Origin of the sequence: Streptomyces sp. I05A-00742 (assembly GCF_013055795.1) — a bacterium.
Taxonomy (GTDB): Bacteria; Actinomycetota; Actinomycetes; order Streptomycetales; family Streptomycetaceae; genus Streptomyces.
Genome location: NZ_JABETO010000007.1, coordinates 161,956 through 179,273 on the forward strand (window position 1 = coordinate 161,956; position 17,318 = coordinate 179,273).

Sequence of the window (17,318 nt, forward strand, 5' to 3'; positions counted from 1 at the left end):
GTGGATTCCGTCGGCTCCTGGGACCCCGTCGATTCCTGGGACCCCGTCGATTCCTGGGACTCCGTCGGCTTCATCGGCTTCATCGGCCTTCCTCGGTGGATTCGGATGCCCGGCCCGCCCCGGCCGGCGATGCCGCGACCCGAGGTGCCGCGACCGGAGGTGCGACGACCGGAGATGCCGCGGCCCGAGGCGCGGCGGCGGCGTCACGGGCCGTGGCCGGAACACCCCCGGCCAGCCCCGCCCCCAGCGCCCCGAACGCCTCCGTCAGCGCGGCCAGCGCGTCCCCGATGCGCCAGGCCGCCCGGTCGCGCGGGCCGACGGCGTTGGAGACCGCTCGCAGTTCCAGCACCGGGACGCCGTGGGCCGCGGCGGCCTCGGCGACGCCGAAGCCCTCCATGGCCTCCGCCAGGGCGTGCGGGTGCCGGGCCGTCAGCTCCGCGGCGCGGGCCGCGGTTCCGGTCACGGTGGACACGGTCAGCACATCACCGGGCAGCGCGCCCGTCGCCGCGCCGACCGCGTGGACGAGGGCGTCGTCGACGACGTGCGCGTCCACGCCGAAGCCCAGCTCGGTAACGGGCAGGAAGCCGTCCGCGGTGGCGGCGCCCAGGTCGGCGGCGACGATGCGGGTGGCGACGACGAGACCGCCGACCGGCGCCCCGGGCGCGAAGCCGCCGCCGATCCCCGCCGAGACCGCCAGGTCGTACGGGGCGCCGGCGAGCGCCGCCGCCGTCAGGGCCGTGGCCGTGCCGGCCGCCGCCGCGGCGGGGCCCACCCCGGCCGCCAGCACGTCGTACGTCACGGTGGTGCCCGGGGCCGTTGCCGCCGCCGTCCGGTGCAGCACCGCGCCGCCGGGCAGCGCGGTCTCCGCCGGACCGCCGGGCCCGGCGGCCGTCACTGCCGCGCGCTCGGCGGCGACGGCGGTGACGACGAGGACACGCATCGTCAGCTGTTGTCCTTCAGCGTGTAGTTCCAGACGCCGTACGTCTTGCCGTCGCCGAACATGACGATGCTGACCTTGACCTCGCCCGTGCGGGAGGCCTGGAGGATCGTGCCGGCCGGGACGGTGCGGTACGTCTTCGTGCTCTTGCCCAGGCCGCGTTGGCTGCCGACGACGATCGTCCAGCCCTTCTTGGCGATCTTCGGGTCGACGCCGAAGTGAATGTTGTCGTCGACGGTCGCCTTGATGGTCTTGCCGTCGCCCTGGAGGCAGTCGCCGAAGTCCTTCTCGTCGATGCCCGCCTTGCCGTCGTAGCAGGCGGCCTGGGAGTGCACCTCCGACGTGCCGACGGTGACGGTCGTCAGCGGAGTCGGCTTGTCGCAGGCGGAGAGGGCGACGAGAGCGAAGGTCACGGCACCGGTGGCGGCAGCGGCGCGGCGGCGTCTGCCCCGGAAAAACGCAGCGGTCATGCGGGCAGGCTATCTGGCCACGTCAATCAGGCGACGCGCGGGTGCGGCGAGCCGCGCCGGGCGGCCGTCAGCAGGCCCCGTACGGCTGTCGCCACGCCCAGCGCGAGGAAGGCGGCGGCGACCGCCATCCCGAGGACGCCGTTGAGCGGCAGCAGGATGCCGATGGCGCCGCCGGCCACCCACGACATCTGGAGCAGGGTCTCCGAACGGGCGAACGCGGACGTCCGGACCGCCTCCGGGACGTCCCGCTGGATCAGCGAGTCCAGCGACTGCTTGCCCAGCGCCTGGGAGATCCCCGCGACCGCCGCGACGAGCACGATGAAGAACGCGGTGTAGAGCGCCGCCGAGACGACCGTGGTGGCCAGGGCGGCGGTCAGAACCAGTGCGATGGTCTTCTCCGGGCCGCGCGAGCGCAGCAGCGCGCCGATCGCGGTGCCCAGGGCGTTCCCCGCGCCGGCGGCGACGGCGACCATGCCGAGGGAGAACGCCGGGCTCAGCCCGTTCAGCGGATGGACGCGCAGCAGGAACGCCAGGAAGAAGGTGAGGAAGCCGGAGAGCATGCGCAGCGCGCTGTTCGCCTGGAGGGCGTGCAGCACCGACCGGCCGACGGTGCGCAGGCCGGGCCTGGCCCGCCGCTCGCGCCGCTCGCGCCGTTTCGCGCTCCCGGGGCGGGACGTCCTGTGGAGCCGGGGCAGGTGCGGCAGCGGGGTGCGGTGGGGGCGGTGTTCCGACGAGGTCAGGCGGGCGCGCGCCTCGCCCTTCGCCGAGTCGACCGCGTGCGGCAGCGACATCGACAGATAGGCGCCGAGCAGGAAGACGACGCACGCGCCGTACAGCGGCCAGGCGGGCCCCAGCTGGTGCAGCCCCGCGCCGAGCGGGGCCGCCAGTCCTGTGGCCAGCAGGCCTCCCAGCGTCACCCGGGAATTCGCCTTCACGAGGGAGATCCGTGGTGGCAGCAGCCGGGGTACGACCGCCGACCGCACCACCCCGTACGCCTTCGACGCCACCAGGACGCCGAGGGCCGCGGGGTAGAGCTCCAGGCCGCCGGTCGCCACCGCGCCGGTCATGGTCAGGGCCAGCACCACCCGGGTCAGCATGGCCGCGGCCATCGCGGCGCGGCGGCCGTGCGGGAGGCGGTCGAGCAGCGGGCCGATCACCGGGGCCAGCAGGGCGAACGGGGCCATGGTGATCGCCAGGTACAGCGCCACCCGGCCGCGGGCCTGGTCGGTGGGGACGGAGAAGAAGACCGTGGAGGCCAGCGCGATGGTGACGAGCATGTCGCCCGCGGAGTGCACCGCGTGCAGCTCGATCAGTTTGGCGAGGCCCGACTCGCCCGCCCCGTGCGCGTTCGTCGCCTTGCGAATGCCCCGCGCGGCGAACGTGACGGGCGCGCGCAGGGCGCGGCCGACGCTCCGGCCGCCGCGGCGGAGCGGACCGCCATTTGCTGACCGGATGGCTCCCACCACGCCATACTGCCCCACCCGGAGCGGAGTACGGCACTCCCGGCACGGTCGCTTTCAGGAGGTGCGGGCACCGCGGTCCGCTGCGCCGCGCGGGGGCGTACCGGAGTGACCCGGGGAGCTCGCCGAAACCCGGGTATCCCCCGGGCGGTCACCCGAGGTAGCGTGCCCCACGCGCCACCAGCGGTCGTTCTTGGCCGCGCGCCGAGTCTCGATCCCGCAGAATGGACATGACCAGGTGCGCCCGAGGCCGATCGGGCGCGGACGTCGACGCGGTCCTCCGGTCCGCTCCGTCCGCCGGCCCGGCCGTTCGGCTGGCGCACTCGTGAGACGGCGTGGAAGAGAGAATCGATTCTTGTGAGTGCTGCGATGCGAAGCCGTACCCCGGACCGCCTGTGCGCCGAGGCGGTCGAACTGGCCCGTGCGGCGGCCGAGGAGGCCGCGTTCCCCGGGCAGGTCGGTGACCACGTCGAGGCCGTCGCCGACGGGGACCGCGTCGTCACGCACTACTTCCGCTGCCTCGACCCCGGCTACCGCGGCTGGCGCTGGGCCGTCACCGTCGCCCGCGCCTCCCGCGCCAAGAACGTCACGCTCGACGAGACGGTTCTGCTGCCCGGCTCCGACGCGCTCCTCGCCCCCGAATGGGTGCCCTGGAGCGAGCGGCTCCGCCCCGGCGACATGGGCCCCGGCGATCTGCTGCCCACCGAGGCGGACGATCTGCGGCTGGAGCCCGGCTGGACCGGTGCGGAGGAGCCCCCGCCGAACTCCGCCGTCTCCGAGGAGCTGACCGAGCTCGCCGACGCCGAGGACGCCGACGTCGCCCCCGGTCCGCCCTCCGCCCAGCCCACCGCCCCCGCACGCGGCACTCTCACCTCGGTCGCCGAGGAGCTCGGCATGCGGCGCGCCCGTGTGCTCTCCCGCTACGGCCTGCACATCGCCGCCGACCGCTGGGACGAGTCCCACGGTGCGAAGACACCGATGGCTCAGGCCGCTCCTGCTTCCTGTGTCAGCTGTGGCTTCCTGATTCCCATCGGGGGCTCGCTCGGGCAGGCGTTCGGTATTTGCGGCAATGAGTTCGGGCCTGCGGATGGGCATGTCGTCTCGCTGTCGTATGGGTGCGGGGGGCATTCCGAGGCTGCTGTGATGCCTAAGCCTCCGCGGCCGGCGGAGCCGGTGATTGATGAGACGGTGGTTGATTTGCTGCCGCTGGGGGGCGAGGACGAGGACCTGGGGCACGCGTAGGGGGGTAGCCCCGGGCCCGCCCTTTCACCGTTTCTTGCAGGGGCTGCGCCCCCGCACCCCCAGAAGCGCGCTGCGCGCTCCCCCAGAGGGGGTACCCCCAGTCCTCAAACGCCGGACGGGCTGAATCGTGCGCCCGGGCGCGACAACCAGCCCGTCCGGCGCTTGAGGACGCCGCGCGCAGCGCGGCTCGGGGGCGCGGGGCAGCGGCACGCCATCCAGCCCGTCCGGCGTTTGAGGACAACCGCGCGGAGCGCGGTTTCAGGGGGCGTGGGGCCCTCCCCGCAGAAACGGTGAAAGGGCGGGCCCGGGGCGCCAACACGGTACGTTCACTCCTGGGCAATGCTTCGCGCCGGCGAAGCGCACGCACCGCGACGAGGGAGACGAACACAACGTGAGCGGCACAGCGATGGATCCGTTCGGAACCGCCCGCCTCCGCCGCGGCGTACTCGACGCCTGGACCGCGTCGCCGGCCCGCTTCCGGGAGGACGCCAACGCGGAGGAGGACCTCGCGCTGGGCGGCTACCGCGACCGCCTCGTCGTCGAACTGGCCCAGAACGCGGCGGACGCGGCCGCCCGGTCGGGTGTCCCGGGCCGCCTCAGGCTGACGCTGCACGCGGCGCGGGAGGACGGCCCGGCGGTACTGGCGGCGGCGAACACGGGGGCGCCGCTGGACGCGGCGGGCGTGGAGTCGCTGTCGACGCTGCGGGCGTCGGCGAAGCGCGAGGAGGAGGGCGCGACGGGCCGCTTCGGCGTGGGCTTCGCGGCGGTCCTGGCGGTGAGCGACGAGCCGGCGGTGGTCGGCCGTACGGGCGGTGTGCGCTGGTCGTTGACGGAGGCGCGCGGCCTGGCGGAGGAGACGGCGGCGGGAACACCGGCGCTGGGCGAGGAGATCCGGCGCCGCGACGGCCATGTACCGCTGCTCAGGCTGCCGCTGCCCGCCGAGGGGGCGGCGCCGGAGGGCTACGACACGGTGGTCGTGCTGCCGCTGCGCGACGGCGCCGCGCAGGACCTGGCCGAGCGGCTGCTGGCGGGGGTCGACGACGCCCTGCTGCTGGCCCTGCCGGGACTGCGGGAGGTGGTCGTCGAGCTGCCGGGCGCGGAGCCCCGCACGCTGACCGCCCGTCAGGAGGCAGGGCACGTCGTCATCGAGGACAGCGCGGGCGCGGCCACCCGCTGGCGGGTGGAGCGGGCCGCGGGCCGGCTGGACGCGGCGCTGCTGGCCGACCGCCCGGTGGAGGAGCGGCTGCGCCCGAACTGGTCGCTGACCTGGGCGGTCCCGGTGGGAGCGGACGGCGCGCCGGCCCGCCCCCGTACCGCGCCGGTGCTGCACGCGCCGACCCCCACGGACGAACCGCTGGGCCTGCCCGCCCTGCTGATCGCCACGTTCCCGATGGACCCGACGCGCCGGCACACCGCCCCGGGCCCGCTCACCGACTTCCTCACCGGCCGCGCCGCGGAGGCGTACGCCGCGCTGCTGCGCGACTGGCACCCCGTCTCGGCCGGCACCCTCGACCTCGTCCCGTCGCCGCTGGCGCAGAGCCCGCTCGACGCGGAGCTGCGCAGCCTGGTGCTGGAGCGGCTGCCGCGGGTGGCGTTCCTGCCGAGCGCGGCCCCCGCCCCGGAGGGCGAGGAGGCGTACGCGCTGCGGCCGTCCGAGGCGGAGATCGTGGAGGGCGCGGGCGCGGACACCGTCGCCGTGCTCGGCGAGCTGTTCCGCAGCCTGCTCCCCGCGGGTCTCGAACGCCGCCAGGAGCTGCGGGCGCTCGGGGTGTCCCGGGTGTCGCTGGGGGAGACGATCGACCGGCTCGCGGGCGTGGAGCGGACGCCGGAGTGGTGGTGGCGGCTGTACGACAGCCTCGCCGGGGTGGACCCGGACCGGCTGACCGGCCTTCCCGTCCCGCTCGCCGACGGCAACCGCACCGCGGTCGGCCCCCGCCAGGTCCTGCTGCCCGCCGCCGACCCGGAGGCGGCGGCCGGCGCGGAGCGGCTGTCCCGGCTCGGTCTGCGCATCGTCCACCCGGACGCCGCCCACCCGCTGCTGGAGAAGCTCGGCGCCACCTCGTCCTCGCCCCGCGCGGTGCTGACGACCCCTCAGGTGCGGGCGGCGGTGGCGCACTCGCTCGACGCGGCGGAGGCGTGGGACGAGGACGTCCTCGACCCCGACGAGCTCGCCGACACCGTCCTGGCCCTGGTCCGCGACGCGAACCTCGCCCCCGGCGACGAGCCGTGGCTCGCCGCGCTCGCCCTCCCCGACGAGGACGGCGAACTCGCCCCGGCGGGCGAACTCGTCCTCCCCGGCAGCCCGTTCGAGCGTGTGATCCGCCCCGGCGAGCTCGCCGCGTGCGACGCCGCCCTGGCCGGGCGCTGGGGCGAGCAGCCGCTGACCGCCGTCGGCGTCCTGGCGACCTTCGCCCTCGTCCGCGCCACGGACGTCGTCCTCGACCCCGACGAACTGGAGCCGCGCGACGGCGACTTCGCCGAGCCGGACGACGCCGGGCTGCTGGACGCGGTGGACGTGTGGTGCGAGGACGTCCTCGACCGGTTCCCCGACACGCCCGTCCCCCCGGTGGCCACCGAGCTCACCGCCGTCCGCGACCTGGACCTCGTCGACGACGACGCCTGGCCGCAGGCCCTCGCGATGCTCGCCCGGCCGCCGCTGCGCGACGCGCTGACCGCCCCCGTGCGCGTCCTGCTGCCGGACGGCACGACGGAGAGCGTCCGCCCGTACACCGCGTGGTGGCTGCGCGGCCACCCCGTCCTCGACGGCCGCCGCCCCGCGGGCCTGCGCGCCGCCGGCGGGGACCCGCTGCTGGACGGCCTCTACGAGGAGGCGGACGCGACCGGGTTCGCCGACGAGCAGGTGCTGCGCGCCCTGGGCGTCCGGACGACCGCCGCGGCCCTGCTGGACGAACCGGGCGGCCCCGCCGAGCTGCTGGCCCGCCTCGCCGACCCGGACCGCCCGGTGCGCGCCGACCGGCTGCACGCCCTCTACGGCATGCTGGCCGGGCTCGACCCCGAGGACGTGACCCTCCCCGACGAGCTGCGGGCCGTCGTCGACGGCGAGGTCCGCGTGGTGGACGCGGCCGACGCCCTGGTCGCCGACGCCCCCGACCTGCTCCCGCTGGCCGCCGGCCGCGCGCTGCTCCCCGTCCGCCCGGACCGGGCCGCGGAGCTGGCCGACCTTTTGCAGGTGCGACGGCTGAGCGAGGCCGTGCCCGCGGTGGTGGAGGCGAGCGCCGGAGAGCTCCGCGAGGTCCCGGACGGCGTCCGCGTCCTGCTGCCCGAGGCGCCGACGACCTATGTCGAGCACGAGGAACTGGCCGTCGACGGCGTCGAGTTGGACTGGCGTCTGGGGCCGGACGGGGTCCTCCACGCCACGACGCTGGAGGGTGTGGCGGCCGGTCTCGCCTGGGCCGCCGGGCACTGGGCCCGCCGCTTCGAGGCGGCGGCGCTGCTGGAGGACCCGTCGCGCACGGCGGAGCTGGCGCGGGACCGGTGGTTCGACTGACCGGCCGGTCCCGCCGCTCCCGCCGGGCGGTCACTTGCAGGGGGTCGACGGCCCGTTCTGCCGGGTGAGGTTGTCGTTGGACATCCAGCCCGCGGTGCTCGTGCCGGACACGCGGGCGTACGTCCATTGGTGGCCGTACGCGTGACGGCGTAGCAGTGGCACCAGAGCTTTGTGCCGGACGTGACCGAGGAGACAGCGGAGCACACCTGGTCCAGCCCGGTCACCAGGTGGTAGGTGCTGGGTTCGGGTCCCGCTGGCTCCAGCCGCCGCAACTTTTTGACACCGGGCTCGGCTTCGCCGTCGGAGGCGATCACGAGGGGGCCCGCGGCGTCACCGCGCGGCCTCCGCTAGGCGGACGAGGCCGGCGCGGAGCCGCCGCTCGCCGAGTTCGGGCAGGAGCGCGGTGATGTGCTCGGCGGACAGCGCGGCGAGCAGGGCGTGCGCGGTGTGGTCGGGGTCGGGCGCGCTGTCGAGCAGGATCGCCAGGTGGCGGTGCCAGAAGCGGTAGGAGCCGATCCGATAGCGGGCGCCGGGGGACGCCGTCTCCGACATCCGGACGAGGTCCAGGTGTTCCAGCAGGTAGTCGAGGTACGCCTCGACGAACGCCCGGATCCGTTCGTCCGCCGCGGCGCCGGGGCCCAGGGGCGGCGGGCCGTACAGGATCGCCTCCTGGAGATCGCGCTCACGGGCGTCGAGGAGCGCCGCGGCCAGTCCGGACTTGTCGCCGAAGCGGCGGAACAGGGTGCCCTTGCCGACCCCGGCCGCCGTCGCCACCTGGTCCATCGACACGGCGTCCACGCCGTGTTCGGCGAAGAGGCGGGCCGCGGCGTCCAGGACGGCGGCGCGGTTGCGCGCCGCGTCGGCGCGCTCCTTGGGCGGTGGGCCGACGCGGAGCTCAAGGAGCCTTGCGGAAGCGGACTGTGGTCCGTTAGCGTCTGGAGTCACGTAACCGGACTATAGTCCGTCTTTGGAGGAAGTGACATGACCGCACTCATCACGCGTGACGAGCTCAAGGCAGCGATCGACGCGGGCTCCGTGACCGTCGTCGACGCCCTGGGCGGCGAGTACCACGCCCAGCAGCACCTGCCGGGCGCGCTGGCGCTGACCCTCGCGGAGGTCGACTCCAAGGCGTCGGGCCTGCTGCCCGACCGCGACGCCGCGATCGTCACCTACTGCTCCAACCCCGGGTGCCCCAACAGCAGTCAGGTCGCCGAGCGGCTGACCGCGCTCGGGTACACCAATGTCCGCAAGTACCGCGAGGGGATCCAGGACTGGGTGGAGGCCGGCCTTCCCGTCGAGTCCGCCTGACCGCCGGGGCCGGGGCCGGTTCGGGGCGGCCCCGCCCCCGGCCCCGCCGGCGTCACGCCCCCGCGGCGGCGGGGGCGAGCGCCGTCAGGTAGTGGTCGTACGCCGAGCGCCAGGCGGCGGACGGCGCCCGGCTCTTCGGCATCCGGCTCGACGGGACGCCGGTCGGCGGGGTGATGTTCGTGGACTTCGACGCCGCCCTGGGGGTGTGCGAGATCGGGTGCCGGCCGGAGCCGGCCGGCGAGAGGCACGGCCTGGTCACCAAGGTCTGCGGCGCCCTGCCGGACCGGGCGTTCACCACCCGCGGGCCGCACCGCGCCGAGTGGAACTGCCGCGCCGACAACAAGCGGAGCTCCGCCATGGCCGAGCGGCTCGGCATGACGATGGAGGGCGTGCGGCGCGGGTACCGGCCGTACGACGGCGCCCGCCACGACAGGGAGGGCCGGGCGGCCCGGCCGGGGAGTGGCGTGCCCGCCGGTAGCGGGCGCCGGGAGTGGGTGCGCTCCCCGGAGCCCCGGCCCGCGTCCTAGGCTGGAAGGTGCGGCATCAGGACCGACGACGTTCGGGAGGCCGACATGACCAGGAAAGTAGCCGACTGCCGCAGGGTCCCCAGCGAGTCGCACTGCTCGCTCACCATCGCCGGTGAGGAGGACGAGGTGCTGCGCGCCGCGACCCAGCACGCCGTCTCCGTGCACCGGCACGAGGACACACCGGAGCTGCGCGAACAGATCAAGGAGTTCCTGGAGGACGAGAAGACGCCCGCGTGACCGCTGAGGCGTCAGGGGCGGCGGAATGCCTCCCATGCAAAGAAGCTCCGTCCGGAGTCATGCGGGGAACTTCCGCCCCACCCACCGCCAGGCGATCTCCAGCACCAGCGCCGACGCGGCCGCGATACCCACCGCGGCCCAGGGCAGCGTCGTCCCCACCAGCTTCAGCGCGAAGAACCGCTGGAGCCACGGCACGCCCAGGACGACCAGGAAGGCCACGCCCATGGCGGCGACCAGCAGGATCCGCCACCACGTATAGGGCCGGGCGATGATCGCCAGCACCCACATCGAGATCAGGAAGAGCGTCAGCGTCGCCGCGCTGGTCTCCGCGTCCAGGGCGCCCGCGCCCGAGTAGTGGTGCCGGGCCAGCAGGTACGTGGCGAACGTGGCCGCGCCCGCGATCAGTCCGGCCGGGACCGAGTACCGCATCACGCGCCGGACGAAGTTGGGCTTCGCGCGCTCCTTGTTGGGCGCCAGAGCCAGGAAGAAGGCGGGCACGCCGATCGTCAGCGTGGACAGCAGCGTCAGATGGCGCGGCAGGAAGGGGTACGGCACACGGGTGCAGACGACGAGGACGGCCAGCAGCACCGAGTAGACGGTCTTCGTCAGGAACAGCGTCGCCACCCGCGTGATGTTGCCGATGACCCGGCGCCCCTCGGCGACCACCGAGGGCAGCGAGGCGAAGCTGTTGTTCAGCAGCACGATCTGGGCGACGGCCCGGGTCGCCTCGGAGCCGGCGCCCATGGCGACGCCGATGTCCGCGTCCTTGAGCGCCAGCACGTCGTTGACGCCGTCGCCGGTCATCGCCACGGTGTGCCCGCGCGACTGGAGCGCCCCGACCATGTCCCGCTTCTGCTGCGGGCTGACGCGGCCGAAAACCGACCCCTCGTCGAGGACCTTCCCCATGTCCTCGCGCTCCGCGGGGAGCTTGCGCGCGTCGACCGGGGACTCGGCGCGGGGCAGTCCGAGCTTGGCGGCGACCGCGCCGACGGAGACCGCGTTGTCGCCGGAGATGACCTTCGCGGCGACCTTCTGTTCCGCGAAATAACGCAGGGTGTCGCCCGCGTCGGGGCGCAGCCGCTGTTCCAGGACGACGAGCGCGGTCGGCCGGACGCCGTTGGCGACCTGCGGGTCGTCCAGCTCCCGGTCGGAGCGGGCGAGCAGGAGCACCCGCAGGCCCTGGGCGTTCAGCTCCTCGACCTCGGCGAGCGCCCGGTCGCCCTCCCGGAGGAGCACGTCGGGCGCGCCGAGCAGCCAGGTGCCGCTGTCGCCGCCGGGTCCGTCGAGGGCGGCGCCGCTGTACTTGCGGGCAGAGGAGAAGGGCAGCGACCCGGTGCAGCGCCAGCCCTCGCCGTCCGGGTAGGCGTCGGCGATCGCCTGGAGGCTGGCGTTGGGGCGCGGGTCGGACTCGCCGAGGGCGCCGAGCACCTGGCGGACGTACGCCTCCTCGGTGTCGGCGAGCAGGCGCAGGTCCGAGACGTCCATGCCGCCCTCGGTGAGCGTGCCGGTCTTGTCGAGGCAGACGACGTCGACGCGGGCCAGCCCCTCGATCGCGGGCAGCTCCTGCACCAGGCACTGCTTGTTGCCGAGCCGGATGACGCCGATCGCGAAGGCGACGGAGGTCAGCAGCACCAGGCCCTCGGGGACCATGGGGACGATCCCGGCGACCATCCGCCGTACCGCCTCCCGCCAGTCGTGCTCCTGCACCACGAGCTGGCTGATGATCAGCCCGATGGCCGTCGGGATCATCATCCATGTCACATACTTCAGGATCCGGCTGATGCCGGTGCGCAGTTCGGAGTGGACGAGCGTGAAGCGGGACGCCTCCTCGGCGAGCTGCGCGGCGTACGCCTCGCGGCCCACCTTGGTGGCGGTGAACGCGCCGCCGCCCGCGACCACGAACGAGCCCGACATCACCTGGTCGCCGGTCTTCTTCAGCACCGGGTCGGCCTCGCCGGTGAGCAGCGACTCGTCGATCTCCAGCCCGTCGGTCTCCAGGACCTCGCCGTCGACGACGCACTTGTCGCCGGGGCCGAGCTCGATGACGTCACCGAGGACGATCTCGCCGGTGCCGAGGGCGACGGACTCGCCGTCGCGCCGGACGGTGGGTTTGGCCTCGCCGATGACGGCCAGCGAGTCGAGGGTCTTCTTGGCCCGCAGCTCCTGGAGGATGCCGATCGCGGTGTTGGCGACGATGACGAAGCCGAAGAGGCCGTCCTGGATCGGGCCGACGACCAGGATGATCAGGAAGAGCACGCCGATGATGGCGTTGAAGCGGGTGAGGACGTTGGCCCGGACGATCTCCGTCACGGATCGCGAGGAGCGCACCGGGACGTCGTTGACCTCGCCCCGGGCCACGCGTTCCGCGACCTCCCCTGCGGTCAGCCCGGGGTGCCGGGACGACCGGGCGGGAGCCTCGCGTGCCGTCTGCGCCGGATCGCTCATGCTCCGACGGTACGGGCGTTCAGCCCGTTTCACCTTCCGAAGGAACGCTTTCGGACGGGTTCCGCCCGGCCTCCCGGGCCGCCGCGTGCCGCTTGATCGCGGCGTCGCGCCGGCGGACGTACCAGACGCCGACGAGACCGAGGCCGCCGCCGGTCAGACAGGTCCACAGCCACCACAGGTGGCCGCCGTCGGAGAGCCGGCCGTAGAAGGGGAGCTGGACGAGGAAGAGGACGAACCACACGATCGTGCCGCCGGTGATGGTGGCGACGACATTGCCCTCCAGGGGCTCCGGCGCCTCGTGCCTGGGTGTCCACTTCGTCATGGCCGCCAGCCTAGTCCGTCCGGACGGACCGATCTTGGCCGGATCCCTGGCCTTATAGGGGTCTACGCGCGGAGATAGCAATTCGTGGCTTGTTTATTCATACTGAAACGCATCCGATCTGATCGGATTCTTCTGTAGAAACATCCAAAGCGGAAATTCAAAGCGAAACATCCCCAGTGACCGTCCCGTGGGCCTCGGCCCCCCTCCCGTCCGTCTGAGGTCCCGCATGCCCTCCTCGGCCACCGCACCGGTCGACGCCCAGCAGCCCTCCCCGCCGCCGTCCGGCAACCCGCTCGACCGCTGGTTCCGGATCACCGAGCGGGGCTCGTCCATCGCCCGTGAGGTGCGTGGCGGACTCGCCACCTTCTTTGCGATGGCGTACATCATCGTGCTGAACCCGATCATCCTCGGGGCCGGCCAGGACAAGTTCGGGCATCAGCTGGACAACGCCCAACTGGTCACGGCCACCGCCCTGATGGCCGGTCTCAGCACCGTCCTCATGGGCGCCATCGGCAACGTCCCCATCGCCTGCGCCGCCGGCCTCGGCATCAACGCCGTCGTCTCGCTCCAGCTGGCCCCCAAGATGAGCTGGCCGGACGCGATGGGCATGGTGGTCCTGGCCGGTCTGGTCCTGATGCTGCTCGTCGCCTCCGGTCTGCGGCAGCGCGTCATGGACGCCATCCCGAACGGCCTGCGGCGCGCCATCGCCATCGGCATCGGCCTCTTCATCTCGCTGATCGGCCTGGTCGACTCCGGCTTCGTCACCCGCAACCCGGACGCCGCCCACACCACCGTCCCCATGGGTCTCGGCCAGGGCGGCCAGCTGCACGGCTGGCCCGTCCTGATCTTCGCCGTCGGGCTGGTGCTGACCTTCATCCTGCTCGTCCGCAAGGCGCCCGGGGCGATCCTCATCGGCATCGTCGTGATGACCTTCGTGGCGATCCTGATCAACGAGCTGGCCGAGATCCCGGACGCCAACTGGGGCCTCAGCGTCCCCAGCGTCCCCGACAGCATCGTCGGCGCCCCCGACTTCGGCCTCGTCGGCGACATCAGCCTCTTCGGCGGCTTCCATGAAGTGGGCCTGCTCACCGGCTGTCTGTTCGTCTTCACCGTGCTGCTGTCCGGCTTCTTCGACGCGATGGGCACGATCATCGGCGTCGGCGAGGAGGCCGGCCTCACCGACGAGAACGGCCAGCTGCCCAACATGGGCAAGATCCTGATGGTCGACGGCGTCGCCGTCGCCGCAGGCGGCCTCGGCTCGGCCTCCGCCAACACCTGCTTCGTCGAGTCCACCGCGGGCGTCGGCGAGGGCGCCCGCACCGGCCTCGCCAACCTCATGACCGGCGGCCTCTTCCTGCTGGCCCTGATCTTCACCCCGCTCGCCACCGTCGTCCCCTCCCAGGCGGCGACCCCGGCCCTGCTGGTCGTCGGCTTCCTGATCATGGCGGCCAACGTCAAGGAGATCGACTGGAGCGACTTCACGATCGCGATCCCCGCGTTCCTGACGATCGTCTCGATGCCCTTCACCTACTCCATCACCAACGGCATCGGCATCGGCGTCCTCGCCTTCATCCTCCTGCGCATCGCCGACCGCCGCTTCCGCGAGATCCCGTGGCTGCTGAACGTGGTGGGGGCGTGCTTCCTCGTCTACTTCATGCTCGACCCGATCGAGCAGGCGCTCGGTGTGAAGTAGCAGGCGCTCGGTGTGAAGCAGGAGGAGAGAACGGGCCGTGGGCCCCGCCCGGCCGGGCGGGGCCCACGACGGTTTTCACCGCAGGGCCGTGCGCAGGGACAGCAGTTCCCTGGAGGCGGTCACCCCGGGCGTGCCGACAAGGCGGTCGACGATCTTCCTGTCGGCGGCCCGGCACGCCCGGTCGCGCTTCTTGATCACCCAGCGGTCGCCGTCGGGGTGGAAGTTCTCGTCCGCCCCCGTGTCCACCACGGCGAAGGGGCCGGCCGCCAGCTTCTTCCCGCCGTCGTGCTCGAAGACGACATCGGCCAGCCCGTACCAGGGCTCGCCCCCGTTCGAGGGGACCCCCACGGTGAGGGTCAGCCGGTCGAGCCCGGCCGGCTCGACCTGGAAGCTGATGTCCTTCTCCATCGTGTGGGGCGTCCTCGGCAGCGGCCACGGCACGGCGAAGTCGTAGTTGGCGCTGCTGCCGAGCTCACCGCCCGTCGCGCCGCAGGGCGGGAACCGTCCCATGTCCCGGAACCGGACCACGGCCTTGGTGATCAGGGACGGGCCACTGGCCCTGTTCTCGAACGTGATGTCGAGGTGGGGGCCGCGCAGGTCGCTCGCCTTGACGGGCTCGCTGTGACCGTCGAACGTGCTGCCTTCGATCCCGCCCCTGATGCCGGCGCTGATCCGGGCCACCTTCAGCCGGGGCAGCCGGCGGGCCTCCGCCGCCGCCACGTCGGCCTGCCGCCGGCCGCTGTCCGCCGATTTCCGCCCGCTGTCGGCGGAGTCCCTGGCGTAGTACAGCCCCGGGACCCCGAAGGCCACGGTGGCGACCACAGCGATCACCCCGGTGATCGCGGCCGGCGTCCGCCAGGACCAGCCGGCGTCGGGCGGGGCCCCGCCGCCTCCCGGTCCGCCGGGCGGCCCGCCCGGTCCGCTCCCCGCGCCGCCGCCTCCCGTGCTCGTCATCCAGGCTCCCGCGTCCGTGACTCAACTCCGCTTCCGGGACGGCCGATTATGCAGGAGCGCCGTGTGGCGTGCGATGCCCCGGACGCCGTCGGCCCGGCGGAGCCGGACGTTCACCGCTGTGGGCGACGGGATGGTCGTACGGCGCGCGCCTCCCGTCGATCCCGCCCCCGGGCCGTCCCCCTGCCCCCGTGCGCCCCCGCGTGCACACTTTCCTTAGGTGAAATAATGAGTTAATCTAATGAACATGCCGGACCTGTCCCGCACCTCTTCCTCCGAGGTCCCCGATCCCGAAGCGACGTCCCCGGAGACCGCCGCCACCACCGACACGGACGCAGTGAACGCACTGCGGTCGGGTGTCATGCGGCTGTCCCGGAGGCTCAAGCACCAGCGGGTCGACGAATCGCTCAGCCCCGCCGAGATGTCCGTTCTGGGCACCCTGGCGCGGTGTGGTTCCGCCACCCCGGGGGAGCTGGCCCGCAAGGAGCATGTGCAGCCGCCGTCGATGACCCGCATCGTGGCGCTGCTGGAGAGCAAGGGCCTGGTCAGGCTGGAACCGCACCCCGAGGACCGCCGGCAGAAGGTGGTCACACAGACCGAGCAGGCCGAGGCCATGCTCGAAGAGAGCCGGCGCAAGCGCAACGCCTGGCTGGCCGAGCTGGCCGGGCAACTGGACGAGGACGAGTGGGCGACGCTGCGCGCCGCCGCACCGGTACTGGAGAAACTCGCGCACTTGTAGCCCGAGCAAAGGAGGCGAACCCGCTTGAGTACGGGACCCGGAGCAGACTCCGCACCCGCACCGAACCGCCACGACGACGCACGCACCACCTCCCTGCCGCGTAAGGGAGGCATGTTCAGCTCACTCAGGATCCGCAACTACCGGCTCTTCGCCGCCGGTCAGGTCGTCTCCAACACGGGCACCTGGATGCAGCGAATAGCGCAGGACTGGCTGGTCCTCGGCCTCACGGGCTCCTCCACCGCGGTGGGCATCACCACCGCCCTGCAGTTCCTGCCGATGCTGCTCCTCGGGCTGTACGGCGGCGTCATCGCCGACCGGTGCCCCAAGCGCCTCCTGCTCCTCGTCACCCAGACGGCGAGCGGCCTGACGGGCCTCGCGCTCGCGGTCCTCACCCTCTCCGGCAACGTCCAGGTCTGGCACGTCTACCTCATCGCACTGGCCCTGGGGCTCGTCACGGTCGTCGACAACCCCGCCCGGCAGGCGTTCGTCCACGAGATGGTCGGCCCCGCCGACCTGGGCAACGCCGTCAGCCTCAACTCGGCCAACTTCCAGTCCGCGCGGCTCGTCGGCCCCGCCGTCGCCGGTGTCCTGATCACCGCCGTCGGCAGCGGCGCCGCGTTCCTCTTCAACGGGCTGTCCTATCTGGCCCCCATCGCCGGTCTGCTGATGATGCGCACCGGTGAGCTGCACAAGGCCGAGACCGCCCCGCGCGGCAAGGGCCAGCTCAGGGAAGGGCTGCGGCACGTCCGCGAACAGCCCGACCTGCTCTGGCCGATCATCCTCATCGGCTTCGTCGGCACCTTCGGCTACAACTTCCCCATCTGGCTCACGGCGTTCGTCGACGACGTCCACCACGCCGGGGCCGGTACCTACGGCCTGCTCAACACCCTGATGGCGGCGGGCTCCCTGGTCGGGGCCCTGCACTCGGCGCGGCGCGGCAGTTCGCGGCGGCGCGTGATGCTCGGCGCGGCCCTCGTCTTCGGGCTCCTGGAGATCGCCGCCGCCGTGTCGCCCACGTTCTGGATGTTCGCCGCGCTCCTGGTGCCGATCGGGATGTTCGGCCTGACGATCAACGTGACCGCCAACTCCAGCGTGCAGCTGGCGGTGGCACCGGCCATGCGCGGCCGGGTGCTCAGTCTCTACATGATGGTCTTCATGGGCGGCACCCCGCTCGGCGCGCCGCTCGTCGGCTGGATCACCGACACCTACGGGGCCCGCGTGGGCTTCGCCGCCGGCGGCCTGGTCTCGGTCCTCGCGGCGGCCGGCATCGGCCTGGTCCTGGCCCGCGCGGCCGGGCTGCGGCTCCGGGTCGGCCTGCGGCGGGGCCGTCCGCACCTGGCGTTCGTCCCGCGGGCGGCGTCGGCGGAGCGGGCGGAGGCCGCGATGGCGACGACGGGCTGACCGCCGCGGCGGTCGTGGTCACGCGACGGGCGGCTTCCCTGCGCCCGTCGCGGTCCCGCCGCGGTCCCTCCGGCGGGA

At 73.5% G+C, this 17,318-nt stretch carries 16 protein-coding genes; 8 read left to right on the forward strand and 8 right to left on the reverse strand.

Annotated elements, in window-relative coordinates; genetic code table 11:
• Window positions 1–79: 79 nt before the first annotated feature.
• Genes HN013_RS09790 through HN013_RS09800 form a run of 3 tightly spaced genes read right to left on the reverse strand, consistent with a single transcriptional unit; the run spans window position 80 to window position 2,870 of the window.
• Window positions 80–940: a futalosine hydrolase gene (locus tag HN013_RS09790; RefSeq protein ID WP_249374867.1), complete on the reverse strand. Its 861-nt coding sequence runs from the start codon at window positions 938–940 to the stop codon at window positions 80–82.
• Window positions 941–942: 2 nt separating this feature from the next.
• Complete coding sequence (locus HN013_RS09795) at window positions 943–1,407, reverse strand: DUF2771 domain-containing protein (protein WP_171165191.1); 465 nt, start codon at window positions 1,405–1,407, stop codon at window positions 943–945.
• Window positions 1,408–1,433: 26 nt separating this feature from the next.
• The gene (locus HN013_RS09800) at window positions 1,434–2,870 is read right to left on the reverse strand and encodes an MFS transporter (RefSeq protein ID WP_171165193.1); all 1,437 of its coding nucleotides are present in this window, start codon (window positions 2,868–2,870) and stop codon (window positions 1,434–1,436) included.
• Between the two features lie 366 nt (window positions 2,871–3,236).
• On the opposite strand from HN013_RS09800, the gene HN013_RS09805 reads away from it, so the two are divergent.
• Window positions 3,237–4,109 (forward strand): DUF3027 domain-containing protein, encoded by an 873-nt coding sequence (locus tag HN013_RS09805; protein WP_171165195.1) that lies wholly within the window; start codon window positions 3,237–3,239, stop codon window positions 4,107–4,109.
• A 406-nt stretch (window positions 4,110–4,515) separates the two neighbouring features.
• The gene (locus HN013_RS09810) at window positions 4,516–7,617 is read left to right on the forward strand and encodes a sacsin N-terminal ATP-binding-like domain-containing protein (protein ID WP_171165328.1); all 3,102 of its coding nucleotides are present in this window, start codon (window positions 4,516–4,518) and stop codon (window positions 7,615–7,617) included.
• A gap of 30 nt (window positions 7,618–7,647) precedes the next feature.
• On the opposite strand, the gene HN013_RS33640 is transcribed toward HN013_RS09810, so the two are convergent.
• Together HN013_RS33640 and HN013_RS09815 are read right to left on the reverse strand one after the other, a co-directional pair.
• Entirely contained in the window at window positions 7,648–7,779 is a 132-nt protein-coding gene (locus HN013_RS33640) for a hypothetical protein (protein WP_283247531.1), read from the reverse strand.
• A 168-nt stretch (window positions 7,780–7,947) separates the two neighbouring features.
• A complete protein-coding gene (locus HN013_RS09815) occupies window positions 7,948–8,562 on the reverse strand; it encodes a TetR/AcrR family transcriptional regulator (protein WP_171165197.1) in 615 nt (204 codons plus the stop codon).
• A gap of 36 nt (window positions 8,563–8,598) precedes the next feature.
• Here HN013_RS09815 and HN013_RS09820 point away from each other — a divergent pair, with 36 nt between their 5' ends.
• The 3 genes from HN013_RS09820 to HN013_RS09830 all read left to right on the forward strand — a co-directional run bounded on the left by HN013_RS09820 (window position 8,599) and on the right by HN013_RS09830 (window position 9,689).
• Window positions 8,599–8,925, forward strand: coding sequence for a rhodanese-like domain-containing protein (locus tag HN013_RS09820; RefSeq protein WP_171165199.1), 327 nt, complete (start codon window positions 8,599–8,601; stop codon window positions 8,923–8,925).
• A gap of 140 nt (window positions 8,926–9,065) precedes the next feature.
• Complete coding sequence (locus HN013_RS09825; RefSeq protein ID WP_171165330.1) at window positions 9,066–9,452, forward strand: GNAT family N-acetyltransferase; 387 nt, start codon at window positions 9,066–9,068, stop codon at window positions 9,450–9,452.
• Between the two features lie 45 nt (window positions 9,453–9,497).
• Window positions 9,498–9,689 carry a DUF1059 domain-containing protein gene (locus HN013_RS09830; RefSeq protein WP_171165201.1) on the forward strand — a complete coding sequence of 64 codons (192 nt, stop codon included), beginning with the start codon at window positions 9,498–9,500 and terminating at the stop codon, window positions 9,687–9,689.
• A 57-nt stretch (window positions 9,690–9,746) separates the two neighbouring features.
• On the opposite strand, the gene HN013_RS09835 is transcribed toward HN013_RS09830, so the two are convergent.
• A complete protein-coding gene (locus tag HN013_RS09835) occupies window positions 9,747–12,134 on the reverse strand; it encodes an HAD-IC family P-type ATPase (protein WP_171165203.1) in 2,388 nt (795 codons plus the stop codon).
• 19 nt (window positions 12,135–12,153) lie between these two features.
• Window positions 12,154–12,456, reverse strand: coding sequence for a DUF2530 domain-containing protein (locus HN013_RS09840; protein ID WP_171165205.1), 303 nt, complete (start codon window positions 12,454–12,456; stop codon window positions 12,154–12,156).
• A 226-nt stretch (window positions 12,457–12,682) separates the two neighbouring features.
• On the opposite strand from HN013_RS09840, the gene HN013_RS09845 reads away from it, so the two are divergent.
• Window positions 12,683–14,149, forward strand: a complete 1,467-nt coding sequence (locus HN013_RS09845; protein WP_171165206.1) for an NCS2 family permease — start codon at window positions 12,683–12,685, stop codon at window positions 14,147–14,149.
• A gap of 75 nt (window positions 14,150–14,224) precedes the next feature.
• Here the strand turns inward: HN013_RS09845 and HN013_RS09850 are convergent, their stop codons facing one another.
• A complete protein-coding gene (locus HN013_RS09850; protein WP_171165208.1) occupies window positions 14,225–15,103 on the reverse strand; it encodes a hypothetical protein in 879 nt (292 codons plus the stop codon).
• 358 nt (window positions 15,104–15,461) lie between these two features.
• On the opposite strand from HN013_RS09850, the gene HN013_RS09855 reads away from it, so the two are divergent.
• Both HN013_RS09855 and HN013_RS09860 read left to right on the forward strand, forming a co-directional pair.
• On the forward strand, window positions 15,462–15,839 hold the full coding sequence (locus HN013_RS09855) for a MarR family winged helix-turn-helix transcriptional regulator (RefSeq protein ID WP_171165332.1): 378 nt from the start codon (window positions 15,462–15,464) through the stop codon (window positions 15,837–15,839).
• A 24-nt stretch (window positions 15,840–15,863) separates the two neighbouring features.
• Window positions 15,864–17,240 carry an MFS transporter gene (locus HN013_RS09860; protein WP_171165210.1) on the forward strand — a complete coding sequence of 459 codons (1,377 nt, stop codon included), beginning with the start codon at window positions 15,864–15,866 and terminating at the stop codon, window positions 17,238–17,240.
• The last annotated feature ends 78 nt before the right edge of the window (window positions 17,241–17,318 follow it).

What these genes read in the sequence shown, in the direction of transcription:
- HN013_RS09855 (WP_171165332.1), top strand. Translation starts at nt 15,462, where the DNA reads ATGCGGCTGTCCCGGAGGCTCAAGCACCAGCGGGTCGACGAATCGCTC.
- HN013_RS09830 (WP_171165201.1), top strand. Translation starts at nt 9,498, where the DNA reads ATGACCAGGAAAGTAGCCGACTGCCGCAGGGTCCCCAGCGAGTCGCAC.
- HN013_RS09840 (WP_171165205.1), bottom strand. Translation starts at nt 12,456, where the DNA reads ATGACGAAGTGGACACCCAGGCACGAGGCGCCGGAGCCCCTGGAGGGC.
- HN013_RS09795 (WP_171165191.1), bottom strand. Translation starts at nt 1,407, where the DNA reads ATGACCGCTGCGTTTTTCCGGGGCAGACGCCGCCGCGCCGCTGCCGCC.
- HN013_RS09845 (WP_171165206.1), top strand. Translation starts at nt 12,683, where the DNA reads ATGCCCTCCTCGGCCACCGCACCGGTCGACGCCCAGCAGCCCTCCCCG.
- HN013_RS09810 (WP_171165328.1), top strand. Translation starts at nt 4,516, where the DNA reads ATGGATCCGTTCGGAACCGCCCGCCTCCGCCGCGGCGTACTCGACGCC.
- HN013_RS09850 (WP_171165208.1), bottom strand. Translation starts at nt 15,103, where the DNA reads ATGACGAGCACGGGAGGCGGCGGCGCGGGGAGCGGACCGGGCGGGCCG.
- HN013_RS09820 (WP_171165199.1), top strand. Translation starts at nt 8,599, where the DNA reads ATGACCGCACTCATCACGCGTGACGAGCTCAAGGCAGCGATCGACGCG.
- HN013_RS09835 (WP_171165203.1), bottom strand. Translation starts at nt 12,134, where the DNA reads ATGAGCGATCCGGCGCAGACGGCACGCGAGGCTCCCGCCCGGTCGTCC.
- HN013_RS09805 (WP_171165195.1), top strand. Translation starts at nt 3,237, where the DNA reads ATGCGAAGCCGTACCCCGGACCGCCTGTGCGCCGAGGCGGTCGAACTG.
- HN013_RS09790 (WP_249374867.1), bottom strand. Translation starts at nt 940, where the DNA reads ATGCGTGTCCTCGTCGTCACCGCCGTCGCCGCCGAGCGCGCGGCAGTG.